General features: G+C 72.9%; 19 protein-coding genes. 10 read left to right on the plus strand and 9 right to left on the minus strand.

The features are described from left to right. Positions 1–27: 27 nt before the first annotated feature. Positions 28–1188 carry an acyltransferase family protein gene (locus tag E5082_RS23945; protein WP_135793324.1) on the minus strand — a complete coding sequence of 387 codons (1161 nt, stop codon included), beginning with the start codon at positions 1186–1188 and terminating at the stop codon, positions 28–30. 319 nt (positions 1189–1507) lie between these two features. Between E5082_RS23945 and E5082_RS23950 the strand changes: the two genes are divergently transcribed. From E5082_RS23950 to E5082_RS23960, 3 genes are all read left to right on the plus strand, one after another. Beyond that, entirely contained in the window at positions 1508–1948 is a 441-nt protein-coding gene (locus E5082_RS23950) for a Fur family transcriptional regulator (RefSeq protein WP_135793325.1), read from the plus strand. A 35-nt stretch (positions 1949–1983) separates the two neighbouring features. After that, on the plus strand, positions 1984–4224 hold the full coding sequence (gene katG, locus E5082_RS23955) for a catalase/peroxidase HPI (RefSeq protein ID WP_135793326.1): 2241 nt from the start codon (positions 1984–1986) through the stop codon (positions 4222–4224). Between the two features lie 165 nt (positions 4225–4389). Then, entirely contained in the window at positions 4390–4992 is a 603-nt protein-coding gene (locus E5082_RS23960) for an Rv1733c family protein (RefSeq protein WP_135793327.1), read from the plus strand. A gap of 9 nt (positions 4993–5001) precedes the next feature. Here the strand turns inward: E5082_RS23960 and E5082_RS23965 are convergent, their stop codons facing one another. Both E5082_RS23965 and E5082_RS23970 read right to left on the minus strand, forming a co-directional pair. Next, positions 5002–5889 carry a serine hydrolase gene (locus E5082_RS23965; RefSeq protein ID WP_135793328.1) on the minus strand — a complete coding sequence of 296 codons (888 nt, stop codon included), beginning with the start codon at positions 5887–5889 and terminating at the stop codon, positions 5002–5004. Beyond that, a complete protein-coding gene (locus E5082_RS23970; protein ID WP_135793329.1) occupies positions 5886–6749 on the minus strand; it encodes a LysR family transcriptional regulator in 864 nt (287 codons plus the stop codon). The genes E5082_RS23965 and E5082_RS23970 overlap by 4 nt, the downstream gene beginning before the upstream one ends. Before the next feature lie 134 nt (positions 6750–6883). On the opposite strand from E5082_RS23970, the gene bla reads away from it, so the two are divergent. The 3 genes from bla to E5082_RS23985 all read left to right on the plus strand — a co-directional run bounded on the left by bla (position 6884) and on the right by E5082_RS23985 (position 9367). Next, entirely contained in the window at positions 6884–7792 is a 909-nt protein-coding gene (bla, locus tag E5082_RS23975) for a class A beta-lactamase (RefSeq protein WP_135793330.1), read from the plus strand. 278 nt (positions 7793–8070) lie between these two features. Next, positions 8071–8997, plus strand: a complete 927-nt coding sequence (locus tag E5082_RS23980) for a hypothetical protein (RefSeq protein WP_135793331.1) — start codon at positions 8071–8073, stop codon at positions 8995–8997. A gap of 187 nt (positions 8998–9184) precedes the next feature. Then, positions 9185–9367: a hypothetical protein gene (locus tag E5082_RS23985; protein ID WP_135793332.1), complete on the plus strand. Its 183-nt coding sequence runs from the start codon at positions 9185–9187 to the stop codon at positions 9365–9367. Between the two features lie 12 nt (positions 9368–9379). Here the strand turns inward: E5082_RS23985 and E5082_RS23990 are convergent, their stop codons facing one another. Together E5082_RS23990 and E5082_RS23995 are read right to left on the minus strand one after the other, a co-directional pair. Then, the gene (locus E5082_RS23990; RefSeq protein ID WP_135793333.1) at positions 9380–10351 is read right to left on the minus strand and encodes an aminoglycoside phosphotransferase family protein; all 972 of its coding nucleotides are present in this window, start codon (positions 10349–10351) and stop codon (positions 9380–9382) included. Between the two features lie 212 nt (positions 10352–10563). After that, positions 10564–11658 carry an ROK family transcriptional regulator gene (locus E5082_RS23995; RefSeq protein WP_135793334.1) on the minus strand — a complete coding sequence of 365 codons (1095 nt, stop codon included), beginning with the start codon at positions 11656–11658 and terminating at the stop codon, positions 10564–10566. A 92-nt stretch (positions 11659–11750) separates the two neighbouring features. Between E5082_RS23995 and E5082_RS24000 the strand changes: the two genes are divergently transcribed. Further along, the gene (locus tag E5082_RS24000) at positions 11751–13019 is read left to right on the plus strand and encodes a DUF1479 domain-containing protein (protein WP_135793335.1); all 1269 of its coding nucleotides are present in this window, start codon (positions 11751–11753) and stop codon (positions 13017–13019) included. A gap of 7 nt (positions 13020–13026) precedes the next feature. On the opposite strand, the gene E5082_RS24005 is transcribed toward E5082_RS24000, so the two are convergent. Next, positions 13027–13803, minus strand: coding sequence for an isoprenyl transferase (locus E5082_RS24005; protein ID WP_135793336.1), 777 nt, complete (start codon positions 13801–13803; stop codon positions 13027–13029). A 115-nt stretch (positions 13804–13918) separates the two neighbouring features. Here E5082_RS24005 and E5082_RS24010 point away from each other — a divergent pair, with 115 nt between their 5' ends. Continuing rightward, positions 13919–14887 carry a TAXI family TRAP transporter solute-binding subunit gene (locus E5082_RS24010; protein ID WP_229918728.1) on the plus strand — a complete coding sequence of 323 codons (969 nt, stop codon included), beginning with the start codon at positions 13919–13921 and terminating at the stop codon, positions 14885–14887. Here the strand turns inward: E5082_RS24010 and E5082_RS24015 are convergent. The 3 genes from E5082_RS24015 to E5082_RS24025 form a co-directional block, all read right to left on the minus strand. Then, positions 14866–16251: a HAMP domain-containing sensor histidine kinase gene (locus tag E5082_RS24015; protein ID WP_135793337.1), complete on the minus strand. Its 1386-nt coding sequence runs from the start codon at positions 16249–16251 to the stop codon at positions 14866–14868. The two genes, E5082_RS24010 and E5082_RS24015, sit on opposite strands and share 22 nt — an antisense overlap. Beyond that, entirely contained in the window at positions 16248–16919 is a 672-nt protein-coding gene (locus tag E5082_RS24020; RefSeq protein ID WP_135793338.1) for a response regulator transcription factor, read from the minus strand. The genes E5082_RS24015 and E5082_RS24020 overlap by 4 nt, the downstream gene beginning before the upstream one ends. 72 nt (positions 16920–16991) lie before the next feature. After that, positions 16992–18344, minus strand: a complete 1353-nt coding sequence (locus E5082_RS24025; protein WP_135793339.1) for an MFS transporter — start codon at positions 18342–18344, stop codon at positions 16992–16994. Between the two features lie 776 nt (positions 18345–19120). Between E5082_RS24025 and E5082_RS24030 the strand changes: the two genes are divergently transcribed. Next, positions 19121–20188 carry a glycosyltransferase family 2 protein gene (locus E5082_RS24030; protein ID WP_229918729.1) on the plus strand — a complete coding sequence of 356 codons (1068 nt, stop codon included), beginning with the start codon at positions 19121–19123 and terminating at the stop codon, positions 20186–20188. Between the two features lie 93 nt (positions 20189–20281). Further along, positions 20282–20551: a hypothetical protein gene (locus E5082_RS24035; RefSeq protein ID WP_135793341.1), complete on the plus strand. Its 270-nt coding sequence runs from the start codon at positions 20282–20284 to the stop codon at positions 20549–20551. Positions 20552–20590 lie beyond the last annotated feature (39 nt).

Raw genomic sequence — 20590 nt, forward strand, 5'->3', positions numbered from 1 at the left:
GAGGGGCCGGCACCCGCATGCCGCCGGTCAGTCGGCCGTGACCGGCTCCTTCTGGAGGGCGGGGTCTCCCTTCGTCCGGCCGCTCCGCAGCAGCAGGCGCCGGACCGGGCGTTCCACACCCTCGAACAGCGCCCAGGACAGCGCGAGCGAGATCGTGAACGCGGCCGCGGTCACGCCGATGCCGGCCACGGCGCCGAAGCGCGGCTTGTCGCCCAGGACGGAGATGCCCGCGCGCAGCACCAGCAGATGCACCATGTAGAACGCGAACGACAGCTCCCCGAGCCGCACCAGCCGCCGCCCCCGCCACAGCGTGGGCAGTCCGCGCAGGTCGGCCACGGCCGCCGCCGGGATCAGCAGGGTGAACCCGGTCAGGGTGCAGGACGTGGCAGCGTAACCGGGCGCCACCTGGGGGACGAGGAAGTAGCCGAGGAGGGCCAGGGCGAGCGAGCCCTCCACGCCGGGGCCGCGCCAGCCGCCGAGCAGCACCAGCCGCGCGGTGACCGTGCCCAGCACGAACTCCGGCAGCCGGGCCAGGGGCAGCGAGTACATCGGCTGGTTCAGCCAGTGATGGGCGTCCGCCCAGGCCAGGGCCAGCGCGACCACCGCCGCGCAGCCGCCGAGCACTCGCGTGCCGCGCGCGCCGAGGCGGCGCAGCAGCCAGAAGAGGGCCGGGAAGAGCGCGTAGAAGAACGCCTCGCAGGCCAGCGACCAGCTCACCGGGTTGAGCGTCTGCCACCAGGGCTGCCACCAGGAGTGCACCAGCGACACGTTCGCCACGGTCTGCTTCCAGGTCGGGAGGGCCGGCTTGCCCATGGCGAAGGCGATGGCGACCGCGAGGAGGGCGGTGGCCAGGTGGACCGGGTAGACCCGCGCGATCCGCCGCCGCCAGAAGCCGGGCGCCCGGTCGCCGGGCCGGGCCGACCAGGTCAGTACGAACCCCGACAGGATGAAGAAGAACGACACCCCGGTGCCGCCGGGGGTGAAGGCCCAGGAGACCAGGCGCCCGGCCTGGCCGCCGAGGTAGCCGAAGTTGTTGATGTGCAGTCCGAAGACCAGCAGGGCCGCCACCCAGCGCAGTCCGGTGAGCGAGGGCAGCGCGGGTCTGACGCCGTCCGGTGAGGTGGGGGCGCCGGCCGCGTCGGGCTGTGGGGGCGGCGTCCGGGGTGTCCGGGTCGTCGCCGTGGTCATCCGATCACCTGCCGCTGGAGAATCGCGTGGGGCATGAAGGGGACTGCTGCCCTCCGGCGCCCTGACATTCACGTCATGCCGGAAACATCACACTGCTGCCGAACGGGAGAGCGTCCCCCTGCCCACGGATGGCGGCCCGGAGCACCCGGACGAGTGAGCGCCGCCCGAGCGGGGAACCACCACCTCGGCGGGTTCCGTTTTGTTCTGTACGACCCCAATTGCCGATACGCACCGCTGTCGATCGGCGACCCAAAGAATGCAAAAACTTGTACTTCTCGTTTTCTTGAATCGTTCGTGTTTAAGGCGCTAGTGTTCCTCCATGACCGCATCCCAGCCTCCGACCACCGCCGCCGCGGAACTGCGCGGTGCGGGCCTCCGCGTCACGGCGGCCCGCGTCGCGCTGCTGGAGACCGTCCGCGCGGGCGACCACCTCGGTGCCGAGGCGATCGCCGCCCAGGTCCGTGAGCGAGTGGGCCACATCTCCGTGCAGGCCGTCTACGAGGCCCTGCACGCGCTCACCGCCGTGGGTCTCATACGCCGCATCGAGCCGGCCGGCAGCGCCGCCCGGTTCGAGGGACGCGTCGGCGACAACCACCACCACGCCGTGTGCCGGTCGTGCGGTGCCGTCGCCGACGTCGACTGCGCGGTGGGCCACGCGCCCTGCCTGACCGCCTCCGACGACCGGGGCTTCGTCCTCGACGAGGCCGAGGTCGTGTACTGGGGCGTCTGCTCCGACTGCTCGACCGGCCGCAGCTCCTAGCGCCGTTTTATCTCGCCCTTTCCGGAAGGATCGACATGCCTCACAACGAAGACGCGATCGTCACCGACCCGAAGCCCGAGGAGACCGGCGGCTGCCCCGTCGCGCACGGTGCCAGTACCACCTCCCTGCACCCGGCCCTCGGCAGTGGCAACGACCGCTGGTGGCCCAAGCAGCTCAACCTGAAGGTCCTTGCGAAGAACCCGCCCGTCGCCAACCCGCTGGGCGAGGACTTCGACTACGCCGAGGCGTTCCTGAGCCTCGACCTGCCGGCCGTGAAACGCGATCTCGCCGAGGTGCTCACCACGTCCCAGGACTGGTGGCCCGCCGACTTCGGGCACTACGGCCCCTTCATCATCCGTATGGCCTGGCACAGCGCCGGCACCTACCGCACCCGTGACGGCCGCGGCGGTGGCGGCACCGGCCAGCAGCGCTTCGCCCCGCTCAACAGCTGGCCGGACAACGCCAACCTGGACAAGGCCCGCCGGCTGCTCTGGCCGGTGAAGAAGAAGTACGGCAAGAACATTTCCTGGGCCGACCTCATGATCCTCGCGGGCAATGTCGCGCTGGAGACCATGGGCTTCAAGACCTTCGGCTTCGGCGGCGGCCGCGTGGACGCCTGGGAGCCCGACGCCGACGTGTACTGGGGTCCGGAGACCACCTGGCTCGGCGACGAGCGCTACACCGGTGACCGTGAGCTGGAGGAGCCCCTCGCGGCCGTCCAGATGGGCCTGATCTACGTCAACCCGGAGGGTCCCAACGGCAACCCGGACCCGGTCGCCGCGGCCCGCGACATCCGCGAGACCTTCGGCCGCATGGCGATGAACGACGAGGAGACCGTCGCCCTGATCGCGGGCGGTCACACCTTCGGCAAGACCCACGGCGCGGGCCCGTCGAGCGAGGTCGGTCCCGACCCGATGGACGCCCCGATGGAGCAGCAGGGCCTCGGCTGGAAGAGCGGCTACGGCACCGGCAAGGGCCCCGACACCATCACCTCGGGCCTGGAGGTCACCTGGAACTCCACCCCGATCACCTGGGACGTCAACTTCTTCGCCACCCTCTTCGGCTACGAGTGGGAGCTGACCGAGAGCCCCGCCGGCGCCAAGCAGTGGAAGCCGAAGGACGGCGCGGGCGACGGCACCGTACCCAGCGCCTTCGACCCGGACAAGAAGATCGCGCCGAACATGCTCACGACGGACCTGTCGCTGCGCTTCGACCCGATCTACGAGCCGATCTCGCGCCGGTTCTACGAGAACCCCGAGGAATTCGCGGACGCCTTCGCCCGTGCCTGGTACAAGCTGACCCACCGCGACATGGGCCCGAAGTCGCTGCTGCTCGGCCCCGAGGTCCCCGAGGAGACGCTGCTCTGGCAGGACCCGCTGCCCCAGCCGGTGGGCGAGCCGATCGACGCGGCCGACGCCGACGCGCTCAAGGGCAAGATCCTCGACTCCGGTCTCACCGTGGCGCAGCTCGTCAGCACCGCGTGGGCGTCCGCGTCCACCTTCCGCGGCAGTGACAAGCGCGGCGGTGCGGACGGCGCCCGGATCCGCCTGGAGCCGCAGCGCGGCTGGGAGGTCAACGACCCGGACCAGCTCGCCCTGGTGCTCCGCACGCTCGAGGGCATCCAGGAGGAGTTCAACGCCTCCGCCGGTGCCAAGCACGTCTCCCTGGCCGACCTGATCGTCCTCGGCGGCGACGCCGCGGTGGAGAAGGCCGCGAAGGACGGCGGCTTCCCGGTCGACGTGCCCTTCACGCCGGGCCGTGTGGACGCCAGCCAGGAGCAGACCGACGTCGAGTCGTTCGAGGCGCTCAAGCCCGCCGCCGACGGCTTCCGCAACTACTCCGGCAAGGGAAGCAACCCCGGCCGCGCCGAGTACGCGCTCGTCGACCGCGCCAACCTGCTGACCCTCACCTCCCCGGAGCTGACCGTCCTCATCGGCGGGCTGCGGGTCCTGGGCGCCAACTACCAGGACTCCGACCTGGGCGTCTTCACCGAGACGCCGGGCGTGCTGACGAACGACTGGTTCGTCAACCTGCTGGACCTCGGCACCACGTGGAGCTCCACCTCCGAGGACCAGGCCACCTTCGAGGGCCGCGACGCCTCCACCGGCGCGGCCAAGTGGACCGGCACCCGTGCCGACCTGGTCTTCGGCTCCAACGCCGAGCTGCGCGCCGTCGCCGAGGTGTACGCCTCCGACGACGCCAAGGAGAAGTTCGTCAAGGACTTCGCCGCCGCGTGGCACAAGGTGATGAACCTGGGCCGCTTCGACCTCGCCTGAGTCGCAGCACCTGAAGGGCGCCCCCGGACCGGCCGGTTCGGGGGCGCCCCCTTGTCCGCCGTACCCCTCCCGCCTGCGGTTCTTCCGCCCCGGCCGTCCGTCCTGCGGGCGCGCCGGGTCAGGTGCACGATGGTGGTGTGGGCAGGCGAGAGGAGGCGGCTGCCGATGACTCGGACACCTCCGGAAACGATCACCCCGATACGACTCTGGCGCTGGCGGCGCAATCCGCTGCGCAGGCACGGCGACCTCGTCGAGGCGTGGGTCGTGCTGCTCACCTGGGTCTTCGTCGTGATGGGCGGTGCCCTCGCGGGCTGGGCGGCCGCGAGTTCCGTGGACTCCGCGCTCGCCGTGCGCCGCGACCGGGTGCACGAGGTGCGCGCGGTCCTCACCGGCCCGGCGCCGAAGACCGCGCCCTCGCGCGGCGGTTACGACGACGACCGGGTGTGGGCCAAGGCCCGCTGGACCGACGGCCGGGGCGCCGTGCACACCGACAAGGCCAAGGTGAACCCCGGTGCCCCGGCCGGCACCACCGTCGACCTCTGGACGGACGGCACCGGACGCACCGTGCCGCCGCCCGCCTCCCTGGCCGAGTCCATGCTCCAGACCGTGCTCACCGGCGTCCTCGTCGCCCAGATCACCAGCACGGCCGTCTGGGGCTGCGGACGGCTGGCGTGCGGCTCGCTCGTCCGGCGCCGGCTCGCGGATTGGGACGAGGAGTGGAGTCGTGTCGGCCCGGAGTGGCGGCGGCTCAGCGGCGGCAGGGGCTGACGCCCGGCCTCAACTCCGCAGCGCCTCGAACGCGCGCCGGGCCGCGACCCCGATGGCCAGGTCGATGTCCGGCGCCAGGGACGCCCTGCGGTCCGCGCGGGTCAGCGCCGCCAGCGCCACCCGGTCGCCGGAGTCCGCCTCCACCACACCGATCTCGTGCCGCAGATGCAGGAACGAGCCCGTCTTCCCGCTGTACCGCAGCGAGTCCGCGCGCAGCTCGCTCACCATCCGGTGGGCGAAGACCTGGAAGCCCATGAGCCGGCGCAGCTCCGCCGTCGCCGCCGGGTCGGAGATCTCGTCGCGCCACACCCGCTCCAGCAGGGACACCAGCGCCCCGGCCGTCCCCCTGCTCGCGTGCGCCGGGTCCAGCGTCTCGATGGTGTGCCGACCGGTGCGCTCGTCGCGTACGGCCAGCTCCAGCGCGAGGGAGAAGTCGTTGCCGCAGGCTCCGGCGGCACAGGCGTACATATGGTGCAGCCGGTGCCGTACCCGCAGGTCCGGGCAGTCCCAGGAGCGCAGCCGCTCGTCCACTTCCGGTACCGGGACCAGGTCGAGGAGGAGGTCTGCGGCGGCGTTGTCGCTCACCGAGAGCATCATCAGCAGCAGGTCGCCGACGGCCAGCGTCGCCGGATGGCGGAACGCCGCGAGCCCGGCCGGACCAGGGCTCCCGGCGGGAGGTACGTAGGTCACGGGCCGGGCAGGGTCGAATTCCCCGGCCGCGATCCGGTCCAGCACGACCAGAGCCAGCGGGACCTTCACCACCGAGGCGAGCGGTACCGGTACGTCCACGGCGAAGCCCAGATCCTCGCCGGTGTCGATGTTCCGGGCGAGGAACGAACCCCGGACGCCGAGCGCGTCCCAGTCGCGGGCGATGCCGTCCGCCACCTCGGTCTTCATCGCGTCACCTCCGCCAGGGCCTCCGCAAGCCACTGCGGGACCTCGCCCGTCTCCCCGTGGGACTCGCTCGCGCCGACCTCGTAACCCCGGTGCAGGGAGGGGTCGGCCAGCGGGGTCCAGCTCGCGCCGTGCTGCCGGGCGAACGGCTCCGCGCACAGCAGCCGCGCCCGCCCGGCCAGCGTGTCGGCCAGCGCGGCGGCGGCCGGGCCGGCCGGTCGCAGAAGCGTCTCGGGCAGCCCGGCACGGGCGGCGGCCCGCGCCAACCGGTCCTGTGCGTAGGGCAGTTCGTCCTCCTCCAGGGCCAGGATCGGCAGCCCGGCCACGCCTCGCGGCGGGCGGAGGTCCTCCAGGTGGAGGGTGCGCCGGGCGAGTTGCCGCGCCCCGGCCAGGCCGAGCGGGACCCGGAGTGTGGCCCGCTCCGGGGCCACGCGGAGCAGGGCGTAGGCCAGCGAACCCTCGCTGAGGCCCGACTGCCTCTGCTGTGGCGGGAGTTCGCGCACCGCCAGCGTAGTGCCGTGCTCGGTGCCCGCCCGGAGTACGCCCGCCAGGGCCACCGGCGCGCAGTGCGCGGGCACGCCCACGACCCGTGTCCGCGCGGCGCGGGCCGAGCGGGCGGCCTGGTCCAGCCGTTCGGCGCGCTCCAGCACGTCGCGTGCGTACGGGAGCAGCGAGGTGCCGAACTCCGTCACGGCGACCTGGCGCCGGGAACGGTCGAACAACTGGCCGCCGAAATACGCCTCCAGCGACTTGATGCGGCGGCTGAGGAGTGGCTGCGCGATCTCCAGCCGGTCGGCCGCGCGCGAGAAGCTCACCTCCTCGGCCGTTGCGGTGAACGCCGCCAGATGCGCGAGCAGATCCATCCAGGAGTCATATCAATAAGTCATGGAGCGTTCAAAGTTCACTCTTGGACATGGGCGGTGTCCTGCTGTTTCGCTGTCACCCCGTCGGTGATCCAACTGGCCCGACGGCCCGACTCCCATGGAGGAAACCGCACATGAACCGTGCCACCCCCGTCCCGCGCCGCACCCTGCTCCGCGCGGGTACCGCCCTCACCGCCGCTGCCGCCGCGACCTCCGCCGCCCCCGCCTTCGCCGCCCCGGACGGCCCGGCCGCGCTGCGCCCCGGGCTGGCCGCGCTGGAGAAGCGGTACGGCGCACGGCTCGGTGTGTACGCGCACAACACCCGCACCGGCGCCACGGTGGCGTACCGCGCCGACGAGCCGTTCGCCATGTGCTCGACGTTCAAGGCCATCGCCGCCGCGGCGGTCCTGCGCGACCACGGCGGCCGCGCCGCGCTCGGCGAGGTGATCCACTATCCGCCGGCGGACATCCTGTCCAACTCCGAGCAGTCCAAGGCCCACCAAGAGACCGGCATGGCGCTGGGCGACGTGTGCGCGGCCGCCATCCAGTACAGCGACAACACGGCGGGCAACCTCATGCTCCGCAGGATCGGCGGACCGGCCGGCCTCACCCGCTTCTTCCGCTCCCTCGGCGACCGGGTGAGCCGGCTCGACCGGTGGGAGACCGATCTGAACACCGCCGTACCCGGTGATCCGCGTGACACCACCACACCCCGCGCCCTCGGCCGTACCTTCGAACTACTGACCCTGGGGCGGGCCTTGAGTGACGGCGACCGGGAGCAGCTCGTCGGCTGGCTGCGCGGGAACACCACCAGCGGCAGGCGGTTCGGCGCCGGGCTCCCGTCGGACTGGGTCCTCGCGGACAAGACCGGCACCGGTTCCTACGCCACCGCCAACGACCTCGGTGTGGCCTGGACCGGCAAGGGCACGCCGCTGCTGCTGTGCGTGCTGTCCACCAAGCCCGCGCCCGACGCGCCCGTGGACGAGGCGCTGATCGAGGAGACGGCACGCCTGCTCGCGGCCACCCTCGCGCCGGGGGAGTAGCCGCCCTCGGCCCCGCCCGCGACCGGCGGGGCCGACCCGTGCAATTCGGGGATGTCGGGTCCCGTACCGAAATCTGCCGTCCGTGCTGACCTGCGTATTCGGTTCCGGAGCGACTGTGATGATGCTCAACTCGTGGAAAATTGACGGGAGTTGTAAAGGCGACAAGACTCTGACCGTCCTCGCTTCCGCCTCGGGCGGGCGAAGGGACACGGGGCGCCGCGCGCCGGTTCGCGCGCGCCCTGCCACCTCCCACACCTTTGAACGGACAGAGGCTCACCTTGGCACGCTCGCAACCAGCCAGATTTCTCGCCACGGCCGCCGCGGCCTTCCTCGCGGCGACCGCCGCGCCGCTGCTCGGCGCCACCGCCGCCCACGCCCAGGAGGGCGGCGCCTGCTCGTCCGCCACCGTGCAGTACCGACTGGTCGACGCCGACGGCAAGGTCGTCGGCGCCGACTGGTCCTCGCAGGGCGGCTTTCATCAGTGGGACACCGTCCCCGGCACCGTCGAGGTCCGCCTCGCGCCCGGCCAGAGCGTCGGCGAGGGGTGCACCTACCCCGTCTCCCTGGCCGAGTACACGACCGAGGGCCCGAACTGGGCGTCCTCCGGCCACCAGGAAATGGTCGACAAGGCCACCGTCCACCTCACCGCGAAGGACGTCGCGGGCAAGGACGACGACGGCCGCACCTGGCAGAAGCTCAGCGTGAAGACGCCGACCTGCTTCGGGCAGATCGACCTGTACGGCGAGGACACCGCCTACGACGGCAAGGAGGGCGAGGGCCACGGCCCGCTGCCCGACGTGCGTGCCGGCGTCCTCACGCCGTACCACCTGATAGCCGCCTGGAACGGCGGGGACAAGCGGTGCGAGGCCGGTACACCGGAGTCGGCCACGCCGAGCCCGTCCGCGCCGGAGACCTCCGCGAGCCCGGTGCCTTCCGCGCCGCCCGCCGGGAGCGAGCCGAGCGCGCCCGCCGAGGGCACCACGCCTCCGGTGAGCCCGAAGCCCGGCGCGACGCCGTCCACCGACGCGGACGTGCCGCCGGCCCAGTCCAGTCCGCCCGCGCCCAAGTCCTCGCCCAACGGCGGTAATCCGCCGCTGGCGGAGACCGGTGCGGGTGCCCCGGTCGGCATGCTCGCGGGTGGGGCCGCGCTCGTGCTGGCCGTGGGAGCCGGGACGGTGTACGCCTCGCGCGCACGCCGTTCCTGACCCCTCCCGCGTCACCGGCGCGGGAAGGGGAGGCAGGAGGGGGAGCCGTCGGCGGGCGGCTCCCCCTTTTCGGCTTCACGCGGCCTGGTTTCCCAGTACCGGCAGTAACATGATGATCTTTCTCCGGAAGTTACTCACCAGTCAATCAGGCGCCGTCCGCGTGGGCGCGCCTCCTCCGGAGATGACCATGTCCATGGCCGATGAGGCGTTGGAAAACGCCCGTACCACCTATGAGCAGCACGTACGGACCTGCCGCCAGTGCCGTGCCGACGGCGCGGCCTGCGCCGTGGCCAAGGTCCATCTGCGCACGTACAACAACGCCCGCCGCGACCATCTCCGGGCCACGGGCGGCTCGGCTCCCAGAGGCTGAGGCCTCCGGGGCTCAGAACGGGGGAGCGTCCCCGGTCTCCAGCAGCGAGCGGACGCCGTTCACCGGTTCCGTCGCGGACGGGAAGAGCCTGGTCCAGGCGCGGGCGCGGCCCAGCGCGCCCAGCCGCCAGGCGAGTCGGGCAGCGCGGCGGAGTTCCGCCGCCGACAGCCCGAGGTCCGTCCAGGGGTCCAGGTAGGCGTCCCGCAGTCGGGGGAGTACCTCTGGCCCGTAACGCTCGGCCGCCCGCTGGGCCGGGATGCGCAGACTGGCGAAGGGGTGCGAGACGATGGCGTCTCCCCAGTCGAAGTAGGTGAACCGGCCCGGCGCCGGGTGGAAGAGCTGGCCCTCGTGCAGATCGGCGTGGTCGAGGGAGTCGGGAACACCGATCGCGTCCAACTCCGCGCACCAGCCGAGCAATCGGGGCCGCAGGGCGTCGAGCCGCGCCCGCTGCCCGGGCTCCAGGGCGCCGTTCCCGTCCCGCAACCGGTCGAAGGACGCGGGCACTTCGCTCACCCGAAGCCTCGGTACGCCGAGCGCGCCGAGCTCACCGACGCGCGGAACCAGGGCGCGCTGCATCCGGGCGTACCCGCCGAGCAACTCCTCCCAGGCCCGCGGCCCCGCCTCCGCCTCCCGGAACAGCGGCCCGCCGTCCGGCAACAGCGACCACCCCCGCTCGCCGTCCACAGCCAGCGGCCGCAGCACGGACTCCGGCACCCACCGAGCCAACGCAGCGGTCAACGGCCCCTCAAATGCGCTGCCGGGCGGATTGGCCTTGAACCACACGGGGCCCGGCCCGTCCACCGGCACCCGCATCAACACCGACCAGGGCCGCACCCGGACCCGAGCCACCCCCGTCACCCGCAGCCCGCACCGCGCGAGTCGCCCCTCGACCCACGCGAAGACCGCTTCCCGCCACGCCCGCTCTTCCCAGGGCGTCACCGCATCGGGGTACGCACCCCGGTCCACCTCAACCCCGCGCTCCATCGAGCAATCCCAGCACGCCGGACCGCCTCTGGCCAGGGATTTTCACCGCACGGCCCGAGTGTGCGGCTCCACCACCGCTCGCGACCGCGGCCCTCAGCAGGCGGTCGGGGCCCCACCCTGCCCGCACCGCCGGTTCTCACGGCTTCCGTCCGCGCGCTCGCGCGTAGCGGTCAGCTCCGGCAGGACGCGGCGACCGCCCGGAGGAACAGTTCTCAACGCGCGGCCCCCACCACCAGCTCCCTCAGTTCCGCCACCGCCCGCTCGCGCGCCGCCGTCAGCTCCGGGGAGTCGACGGTCGCCGCCACCACCGGGACGGGGCGCGGGCCGGCCGCGAGTTGGTGGTCGATCGCCGCCCGCATCGCCGGAAGGCGTCCCCACTCGCCGCCCAGCACGATCAGGGCGGGGTCCGCCAAGGCCACGGCCGCGCTCAGCACGCCGCCCACCGCCCGCGCCAGCGTCTCCGCCGTACCCGCGTCGGAGGTGATGGCCGTCTCCAGGGCCTGTACGTCGATGGCCGTCGAGTCGGGCCGGCGTAGGCCGAGCGCGGCGAAGACCTCCGTCAGGGGCATGGCCGAGCCGTCCGGGCCGGTGGTGTGCACGTGGGCGACCTCGCCGGCCAGACCCCGGTGGCCGCGGCGGACGGCACCGTCGGTGACCACGGCGCAGCCGAGGCCCTCGCCGAGGTGGACGTAGACGAAGTCGCCGACGCCCACGGCCTGGTGCTCGGCGCGGGCGGCCCAGTTGACGTCGTTGTCGACCAGGACGGGGCCGGTGACATGGGGGGCGAGCACAGCGGCGGGGTCGAGGGCGCCGACCAGGAAGGGGGCGTCGGGCAGGCGGACCAGGCGGCCGGTCGCGCGGTCGACGGGGTCGGCCGCGCTCACGACGGCGAGCCGCGAGGGGCCTTCGAGCCGGGTCGCCGCCTCGGCCAGCGCCCTGGCGGCCTGGTGCTCGCCCGCGTTGCGACTGAGGGCAGCGTGAGCCCGCCCCACGGTGTCGCCGAGCGCGTCCACCGTCTCGGCCGTCACACCGCGCGGCGAGATGCTCGCCACCAGTGCCGTGCCGAGCCCCGGTGCGAGTGCGTAGTACGAGCCCGAGCGGCCGCGTCCCGTCGTGCGCTCGCCCGTGTCCACCACCAGACCGGAGGCCGCGAGGCGTTGTACGGCGTCGGAGATGGTCGGCTTGGAGATGCCGGTGCGGGCCGCGATCTCCGCGCGGGTCAGCCGCCGGTCGGCCATGAGGGCGCGCAGCACGTTCTCGTCCGTGAGGGCGCGCAGCATCTCCAGCGAGGGCTTGGCGGGTGTCATGCGCGCAATCCTAGTAAGGACTCTTGCCCAAAACGGCGGCCACACCTACCTTGGATTTAGTAAGGAGCCCTCACCAAAGGAGCCGGGCCGCCATGACCCTCACCCGCAGCGACCTGCCGCACTGGGAAACCGTCCCCACCGACCTCCCCGCCGCGATCCGCGAGATCAAAGCCGCCCTCCGGACCCGCGTCGAGGCGTCCGGCCGCGGCGTCGAGGAGGTCTTCGCCGCCGTGGAGCGACGAGTGGCCGCCCGCGTCGCGGAGATCGAGGCGGCCGGTGACGACGTCTGGCCGGTCGTCGACTACGCCGACATCGAGAACGGCACTGTCACCCCCGAGCAGTCGGCCCGCATCACCGCCCGCGGCTGCCTCGTCGTACGCGGCCACTTCCCCCGCGAGCAGGCGCTCGCCTGGGACGCCGGGATCGTGGACTACGTCGAGGGCAACCGTTTCTTCGAGAACTACACCGGCCCCGGCGACGACTTCTTCGGCAGCGTCGGCTCCAAGCCCGAGATCTACCCCGTCTACTGGTCCCCGGCGCAGATGGAGGCACGGCAGAGCGAGCGCATGGCCCGCGTGCAGTCCTTCCTCAACTCCTTCTGGCGGCACACCTCCGACGGCGTCCAGTGGTTCGACCCCGACCGTGACGCCCTCTACCCCGACCGCATCCGCCGCCGCCCGCCCGGCACCGACTCCGCCGGCCTGGGCACCCACTGCGACCCCGGCACCCTGGACCTGTGGATGACAGGCGCCTACCAGCGGGCGTTCCGCCACCTCTTCGACGGCACCGTGGAGGAGTACGACCCGTGGGACCCGGCCCACCGCACCGAAGGCCCGCAGTACCCCGGCTCCACCATGTGCTCGGCGTTCCGCACCTTCCAGGGCTGGACCGCGCTGTCCGACATGGACCACGACCAGGGCGTCCTGCACACCGTGCCGATCCCCGAGGCCATGGCCTACCTGATGCTGCGTCCGCTGCTGGCCGACGTCCCTGAGGACGACATGTGCGGGGTCACCGTCAACCAGGTCTTCCCCGCGAGCGAGAAGTGGCACCCGCTGCTCATGAGGGCGCTCACCGGCATCCCCGACGTCCGCGCGGGAGACTCCGTCTGGTGGCACTGCGACATGATCCACAGCGTGGCCCCGGTCCGGGACCAGCGCGGCTGGGGCAACGTCATGTACATCCCCGCCGCCCCCTGGTGCCCGCGCAACGAGGCGTACGCCTCCTCGGTGCGCGAGGCGTTCCTCACCGGCTCCAGCCCGGCCGACTTCCCCGAGGAGCACTACGAGCGCACCTGGCCCGACCGCTTCCCGGCCGCGCGCCTCAACGCCACCGGCCGTCGGGGCCTCGGCCTGGACTGACGCCCGCTCAGCGCCCGTAACGCCGCTCGCGGGCCGCGTACGAGCGCAGGGCGCGCAGCAGGTCGATCTGGCGGAACGCGGGCCACAGCACGTCCACGAAGTGCACCTCCGCGTACGCCGACTGCCACAGCAGGAACCCGGAGAGGCGCTGCTCGCCGGAGGTGCGGATGACGAAGTCGGTGTCGTGCCCGGCGGGGGAGTACAGGTTGTCGGTGATGTGCTCCAGGTCGAAGTCGGCGGCCAGGTCGCGCGGGTCGCCCCCGGCGCGGATGTGCTTGTCGAAGGCGGCCCGGACCGCGTCCACGATCTCCCGGCGCCCGCCGTAGCCGACCGCCACGTCGACCTTCAGGCCGCCCCGGCCGGTCGTCGTGGCGGCGGCCTCCTTCAGCACCCGCGCGGTGTCGCCCGGCAGCAGGTCCAGCGCGCCGATGATCTCGATCTCCCACGGCGCGTCGGTCGCGCACACTCGGCGCACGGTCTCCTCGATGATGTCCAGCAGCGGGCCGAGTTCTGCGGCCGGACGGTGCAGGTTGTCGTCGGAGAGCATCCACAGGGTGACGTGGCTGATCTCGGCGTCGGCGCACCAGTGCAGGAAGTCCGTGACCTTCGCACCGCCGACCCGGTAACCCTCACGGACGTCCGTGTGCCCCGCGCCGCGCGCCCAGCGCCGGTTGCCGTCCAGCATGATCGCCACATGCCGGGGCCGGGGCAGGCCCTCCAGCTTGCGGTTGAGCCGCCGCAGATAAACCGCTTCCAGCGCCGAGCGCAGTGCCTGCCATGCCACGCCGAGATCCTTCCAGGGCCGGGGGGATGAGGTCGCAAACGATAGCGGCAATTGCCGGTGGCCCACCTCCCGGCCGCCCTCCGGGCGCTTTCCACAGGGGCGTTACGCTGCCGCGGTGACCGTCCGACCGATCAGCCGACGCGGGCTGCTGCGCTCCGCCCTGCTGGGCGGACCGGCCCTCGCGCTGCCCGGCTGCGCCCAGGCGGACGGCCCGCACCGGCGGCTCAGCCTCGCCACGGGCGCCCCCGGCGGGCCGTACCACGCCTTCGGGCACGCCCTCGCCGCCGAGGCCGCCCGCACCCCGCCGCACCCGCGCATCACTCCGGTGAGTACGGCCGCCAGCGTGGACAACCTGCGTCGACTGGCGGCCGGTTCGGCGGACCTGGCTCTCGCCATGGCGGACGCCGCCGAGCAGGCGCTGCACGGAGCGGCGCCCTTCACCGCCCCGGCCCGGGTGACGGCGCTCGCCCGCCTCTACGTCAACTACACGCACCTCCTGGCCCGTGCCGACGGTCCGGTGCGCTCCGTGGCCGACCTCGCGGGCCGCCCGGTGGCCACGGGCGCCACCGGCTCGGGGGCCCAGGTGCTCGCCGGGCGGCTGCTGCGGGTGGCGGGGCTGACGGGCGGGCGCGCGGTACGGGAACAGCGGCTCGCGCTCGCCGAGTCGGTGGCCGCGCTGCGCCGGGGCACGGTGGACGCCGTGATCTGGGCGGGCGGGGTCCCCACCCCGGCCCTGTCGGCGCTCACCCGCCGACTACCGCTGCGGGTCCTGCCGTTGGAGGCCGAGGCGGCGGCGCTGCGTGCCGAGTACGGCCCGGTGTACTCGGCGGTCACCCTGCCGGCGGGGGTCTACGGGCTCACCGCGCCGGTCACCACCATCGGCGTCGGCAACTATCTGCTGGCCCGCCCCCAGGTGCCGGACCGGGACGCGCGGGACGTCCTGCGGGTGGTGTTCGACCGCTGGCGGGTCCTGCTGCGCGAGGTCACCGCGGGCGCGCGACTGGAACCCCGCTTCGCCGTCGCCACCGGCGACCTCCCCCTGCATCCGGGAGCGACGGCCTACTACCGGTCCGTGTACGGCTGAGCAGGCAGCCACAGCTCCACCACCAGCCCGCGCGGAGTCCCGGCCCGCGCGGCCAGCCGTCCCCCGCTGAGCCGGGCGATCTCGTCCGCGATGGCCAGACCCAGGCCGGTGCCGGGCACATTCTGATGCTCGGGCGCCCGCACGAAGCGCCGGGTGAGCAGCGGCAGTTGGTCGTCGGGGACACCGGGACCGTCGTCGGCCACCCGCACCATGACCTGGCCGCCCTCGACGGCCGTTGCCGACACGGTCACCCGCCCGCCGGCCGGTACGAATTTCACCGCGTTGTCCAGTACCGCGTCCAGCACCCGCCCCACCGCGTCCGGTACCGCCCGCACCCGCAGGCCGGGCGGTACCCCGGCAGCGGTGAGCGTCAGCTCCGAGGCGTCGAAAACCGGCTCCCAGGCCGCCGCCCGGGCCGCCACCGCGCCGGAGAGATCCTGCTCGGCCCGCTCGGCCGAACCCGACTCCACCCGCGCCAACGCCAGCAGTCCGTCGAGGAGTTCGGCCAGCCGCTCCGCCTCGTCCAGTGCGCGGGCGTGCTCCTCGCGGCCCGGTCCCGGTGCCAGATGCGGTTCGACGTTCTCCAGTTGCAGCACCAGCGTGGCCAGCGGATTGCGCAACTGGTGCGAGGCGTCCGCGACAAAGGCCCGCTGCCGCCCGATCGAGTCCGCGACCGCCTCCGCCATGACATTGAACTGCTCGCGCAGGCTACGGAGTTCGGGCGGTCCGGTGTCCGAAACGGCCCGCGCCTCCAGCCGGCCCGAGGCCAGCCGCGCCACCGCCCGGTCGAGGTCCTGAACCGGACGCATCAGCCAGCGGGTGATCCCGGCCGCGACCAGGCCCGCGGCCGCGAGGACCGCCGGCGCTCCGCAGGCGATCAGCAGCCAGCGCACGGTCACGTCCCGGCGCGCGGCCCCCGTCGGCACGGCCATCAGGACTGCCCCGCTCACCCGCTCGTCCCGGCCCACCGGCTCGGCCAGCACCAGCCGGTGCGGACCCCACGGCCGTACTGTCGGCAGACGCTCGGTGGACCGGCCGGTCAGCGCCCGCCCCAGCGCCTCCCGTGCCGCCGCCGACGGCACCGGAGCCCCGGCCCGCGCGACGGTCCGGCCCGAGGTGTCCGACACCGCCACGGAGGCGCTGTACAGCCCGGCGTACCGGCGGATCTCGGTGGACAGTTCGGTGCGGTCGGCGGGGGAGCGGACCCGGTCCGCGAGGTCGGCGAACCGTACGGCGTCCGCCCGGCGCCGGAGCAGCAGATGCTCGGTGCGCCCGGCCGCGTACGACTCGGCCAGCGGGACGGACAGCAGCAGGGCCGCCGCTCCCATCAGCACCATCAGCACCGCCAGCAGCCTGCGCCTCATCGCGGGCCCAGTTGGTAGCCGAAGCCCCGGACCGTACGCACCAGTTCGGCCCGGCCGGTCTTGGCCCGGATACCGGCCACATGCACGTCCAGCGAACGGGACGCGGCGAGGAAGGCGTCACCCCAGATGCGGTCGAGGATCTCCTCCCGGGAGTGCACCTCCTCCGGGCGGGCCGCCAGCATCGCCAGCACGTCGAACTCCCGCCGGGTCAGCCGCACTTCCGTCCCCGCGACGGTGACCGTGCGGCCCGCGAGATCCACCTCCACGTCTCCGGCGCGCACCGGGCCGGGGCCGGCGTCCGGGCGCGGGGCCAGGGCGCCGGTGCGGCGGCGGACGGTGTCGATGCGGGCCATCAGCTCGTTCATCCGGAACGGCTTGACCACGTAGTCGTCCGCCCCCGCCCGGAGCGCCTGCACGATGTCCCGTTCCTCGCAGCGGGCCGTCACCACGATCAAGGGCGCCGCGCACACCGTGCGCAGCCGCCTGAGCAGTTCCAGCCCGTCCAGGTCGGGCAGGCCGAGGTCCAGCAGCACGAACTCGGCCTCCCGCACGTGCCGGAGCGCGTCCAGGGCGCGGGCGGCCCGGCGCACGGTGTGGCCGCGCTGGGCCAGGGCGGTGGTGAGCGCCTGGGCCATCCGGTCGTCGTCCTCGACGAGCAGGGCGTGCATGGGAAGTCCTCGTGCCGGGTGCTGACCTGGGCCGCAGCCTATGCGGCGGCCCGCTTCCGATACGGCACCGGGTCAGCCGGCCGCCTCCGCGGGGGCGGGCCGGGCACCGGTGCCGGCCTCCGCCTCGGCCCGGCTCAGCGCCGCGTCACGGGTGTCCGGCATCAGCACATAGGTGACCAGCGAGACCAGCGCGCACCCCGAGACGTACCAGAAGAACATCTTCTCGTGGCCGGCGTCCTTGAACCACAGCGCCACATACTCCGCCGTCCCGCCGAACAGGGCGTTGGCCAGCGCGTACGGCAGGGCCACACCGAGCGCGCGCACCCGCGTCGGGAACAGCTCCGCCTTCACGGCCGCGTTGATCGAGGTGTACCCGGTGACGATCACCAGCGCCAGCAGGGACAGCCCCAGCGCCGACCAGTACGAGTGGGCCGACCCCAGCGCCGTCATGATCGGGTACGTGCCGACCGTGCACCCCACCGCGAAGGTGATCAGCAGCGGCCTGCGGCCGATCCGGTCCGAGAGTGTCCCGGCCAGTGGCTGGATCGCGGCGAACACCGCCAGCGCGGTGAAACTCACCAGCGTGGCCGTCGACTTGGCCATGCCCGCGCTGCCGATCAGATACTTGGTGAGATAGGTGGTGTAGGTGTAGTAGGCCACCGTGCCGCCCAGGGTCAGCGCCATCACCAGCCCGGCCTCCCGGCGGTGCTCCCACAGCGCCTTGAGCGAGCCGCGCGCGGTGTCGGAGCCGCCGCCCGTCTCCTCGGTGAACGCCTCCGTCTCCGTGAGCCGCCGCCGCAGCCAGAACACCACCAGCGCGAACACCGCGCCCAGCACGAACGGCACCCGCCAGCCCCAGCTCTGCAACTGCCCGGTGGTGAGGGTGTGCTGCATCGTGATCAGGATCGCCAGACCGAGCAACTGCCCGCAGGTCATGGAGACGTACTGGAAGGACGAGCCGAGCCCGCGCCGGTTCCGGGCGGACGCCTCGGTCAGATAGGTGGCGCTGGCCGCGTACTCACCGCCGATGCTCAACCCCTGGAGCAGCCGCGCCATCAGCAGCACCAGCGCGCCGAAGTAGCCCGCCTGGCCGTAGGTCGGCGCGACGGCGATCAGCAGGGCCGCGACCGACATCAGGGTGACGGTGAGGGTCAGCGCGCTCTTGCGGCCGTGCCGGTCCGCCGCCCGCCCCAGCACCCAGCCACCGACCGGACGCATCAGGAAACCGACCGCGAAGATGCCGGCCGTGTTGAGCAGCTTGGTCGTCGGATTGTCGCCGGGGAAGAACGAGTCCGCGAAGTAGATCGCGAAGCTGGCGTAGACGAACCAGTCGTACCACTCCACGAGATTGCCCAGCGAACCGCCGATCAGGGCGAAACGGCGGGCGGCGGGGGTCACCGTGGGCGGTGCGGCGGACGCGGACATGGCGGCTCCAGACGAGGGGGGACGGGGCCCGCCGCCGTGGGACGCCGGACCCGGATGCCGCCCGAGCATGCGCCGCGCGCCCGCCCCGGACAAGGGACGACGCGCAGATCTAACACGCCGCTAAGGAAGCGGCGCGGCCGGCCTCGGATACAGCCGGATGCCGCCCGGCCGGAAGCCGACCCGCCGACGGGGTGAGCGAGTCCAGCGGCGCACCGCCTGGCGGCCGTTCGACGGTGTAGCGGCTCCGCGTGCCGACTCGCCCGGCAGTGGGCGAGGGCGCCACTCACCCGGGCCGCAAGTCCCATGATTCATGACATATCGGTGGCATGATGACTGGACGTCATACCGACCGACCGGATTCCGGCGACGCTCACTGCCCCGGCTGCGCAGAGTCAGGGAATTCACCCGGATGCTGGGCGCGTACCGGCCAGGGGTGTGCGCCGGAGCGAATGAAGAGTGTCCTTGGGCTTCTGCACGCCCCTGCTCCGGTCGGGTGAGGAGGTCGCTCCCCGTGGGCGGCTGATGGAAGGGCTACTGGTGTCCGATGAGCTGGGACGGGGCTGCGCCGCGCTCTCTCGCCATCTGTGCCGGTGAGGGGACGGATGCCGGCGGCGGCCTGGTGCCGCGCGCAGGGTGCGGGGTCTAGTCCTTTCACATTGAACGAGCACGGTCCAGTTCCCTTGTGCGCTCGGCGCTTCGTGGGCGCGGTCAGGAGCACGGTTATGAGGAAGAGCCCACGTCGTGCCCGCGTGCGATCTTTACCCGGCAGTACGGCGGTGGCGTCCCCAGCGTCCGCGTCCCGGGTGGTCGCGCTGGTCCCGGCACACAACGAGGCGGACCGCATCGGTGCGGCGCTCACGGCCTTACGGGCGCAGAGCCGGCGGCCGGAGCGGATCGTCGTGGTGGCCGACAACTGCACCGACGCCACCGCGGACGTCGCCCGGCGAGCCGGTGCCGAGGTCGTGGAGTCCTTCAAGAACCGTCACAAGAAGGCCGGCGCGCTCAACCAGGCCCTCGACCAGATCCTGCAGGGCCTGGCCGGCCACGACCTGGTCCTGGTCCAGGACGCCGACACCACCCTCGTCCCCTCCTTCCTCGCCGAGGCCGTGGACGCCATGACAGAAGACGTGGGGGCGGTCGGCGCGATCTTCTACGGCGAGCCGGGCGGCGGACTCCTCGGCGCTCTGCAGCGCATCGAATTCCAGCGCTACGCCCGCGAGATCGCCCGCCGGGACTACCGGGCCGATGTCCTCACCGGGACCGCGACCGTCTTCCGGGCCGCGACCCTGCGGCAGATCCGCCGGGCCCGCCTGGACGGGCTCATCGGGGGCGGCTCCTCGTACTACTCGCTGGCCTCCTTGACGGAGGACGACGAGATCACCAAGGCCGTGCGCACGCTGGGCTACCGCACCGTCTCACCGGCCGGCTGCCGGGTGGTCACCGAGGTCATGACCAGCCTGCCGAAGCTGTGGCACCAGCGGATGCGCTGGCAGCGCGGCGCCCTGGAGAACCTCCGCGATTACGGCCTTACCCGCGTCACTGCCCCCTACATCGTGCGCCAAGGGCTGATGGGCCTGTCCGTGCTGGCGCTCGGCCTGTATCTCGCCTTCACCGTGTGGATGCTGGCCCGCGGCCGACCCGAGTTCGCCCCGTTCTGGGTCGCGATCGGCCTGGTCTTCGTCGCGGAGAAGGTGGTGACCGCCCGAGGCGCGGGCTGGAGGTCCCAGCTGCTGGCGGGAACGCTCGCTGTCGAGCTGGCCTACGACATGTTCCAGCACGCCGTCTACCTGCGTTCGCTGTGGGATATGGCCCGGCGCCACGAGGAGCGCTGGTGCGCGACATGAGCAGACCGGCCCGGTCCCAGACGGTGTGGCGAGCCGGTACGCGTACCGCGCCGCCGGCTGCGTGGGTGAACAAACTCAGGAGACGGGAGAGCGGTGTACGCAGGCGTGCCCCTGGCCAGTGCCCTGGGAGCCGGCGGGGCCTCCGCGCTCGCCTGCCGGCGCCGTACCGGCTTCGACACCCTTGCCACCGTTGTTGCGGCCACCACCCTGCTCATGGCCGGCGTCTCGGTGTACAAACTGCTGCCCCGACGTCGTCCCAGCGCTTTCCTGACCGGTCGTCCGATTCTCATCGTCCCAGAGCGGCCGGCACCGCAGCGACCGGATGCGCAGGACTTGGTCGAAGCCGGGGCGAAGGTTCTGTGAGCTCACTGGTCCGGGCTGCCGCACCGGACGCGCAGTCAG

It is taken from the genome of Streptomyces griseoluteus, from assembly GCF_004784465.1.
Classification (GTDB): Bacteria; Actinomycetota; Actinomycetes; order Streptomycetales; family Streptomycetaceae; genus Streptomyces; species Streptomyces griseoluteus.

Coding starts and splice junctions, on each gene's coding strand:
- E5082_RS23945 (WP_135793324.1), bottom strand. CDS start 1,188: ATGACCACGGCGACGACCCGGACACCCCGGACGCCGCCCCCACAGCCC.
- E5082_RS23950 (WP_135793325.1), top strand. CDS start 1,508: ATGACCGCATCCCAGCCTCCGACCACCGCCGCCGCGGAACTGCGCGGT.
- katG (WP_135793326.1), top strand. CDS start 1,984: ATGCCTCACAACGAAGACGCGATCGTCACCGACCCGAAGCCCGAGGAG.
- E5082_RS23960 (WP_135793327.1), top strand. CDS start 4,390: ATGACTCGGACACCTCCGGAAACGATCACCCCGATACGACTCTGGCGC.
- E5082_RS23965 (WP_135793328.1), bottom strand. CDS start 5,889: ATGAAGACCGAGGTGGCGGACGGCATCGCCCGCGACTGGGACGCGCTC.
- E5082_RS23970 (WP_135793329.1), bottom strand. CDS start 6,749: ATGGATCTGCTCGCGCATCTGGCGGCGTTCACCGCAACGGCCGAGGAG.
- bla (WP_135793330.1), top strand. CDS start 6,884: ATGAACCGTGCCACCCCCGTCCCGCGCCGCACCCTGCTCCGCGCGGGT.
- E5082_RS23985 (WP_135793332.1), top strand. CDS start 9,185: ATGTCCATGGCCGATGAGGCGTTGGAAAACGCCCGTACCACCTATGAG.
- E5082_RS23990 (WP_135793333.1), bottom strand. CDS start 10,351: ATGGAGCGCGGGGTTGAGGTGGACCGGGGTGCGTACCCCGATGCGGTG.
- E5082_RS23995 (WP_135793334.1), bottom strand. CDS start 11,658: ATGACACCCGCCAAGCCCTCGCTGGAGATGCTGCGCGCCCTCACGGAC.
- E5082_RS24000 (WP_135793335.1), top strand. CDS start 11,751: ATGACCCTCACCCGCAGCGACCTGCCGCACTGGGAAACCGTCCCCACC.
- E5082_RS24015 (WP_135793337.1), bottom strand. CDS start 16,251: ATGAGGCGCAGGCTGCTGGCGGTGCTGATGGTGCTGATGGGAGCGGCG.
- E5082_RS24020 (WP_135793338.1), bottom strand. CDS start 16,919: ATGCACGCCCTGCTCGTCGAGGACGACGACCGGATGGCCCAGGCGCTC.
- E5082_RS24025 (WP_135793339.1), bottom strand. CDS start 18,344: ATGTCCGCGTCCGCCGCACCGCCCACGGTGACCCCCGCCGCCCGCCGT.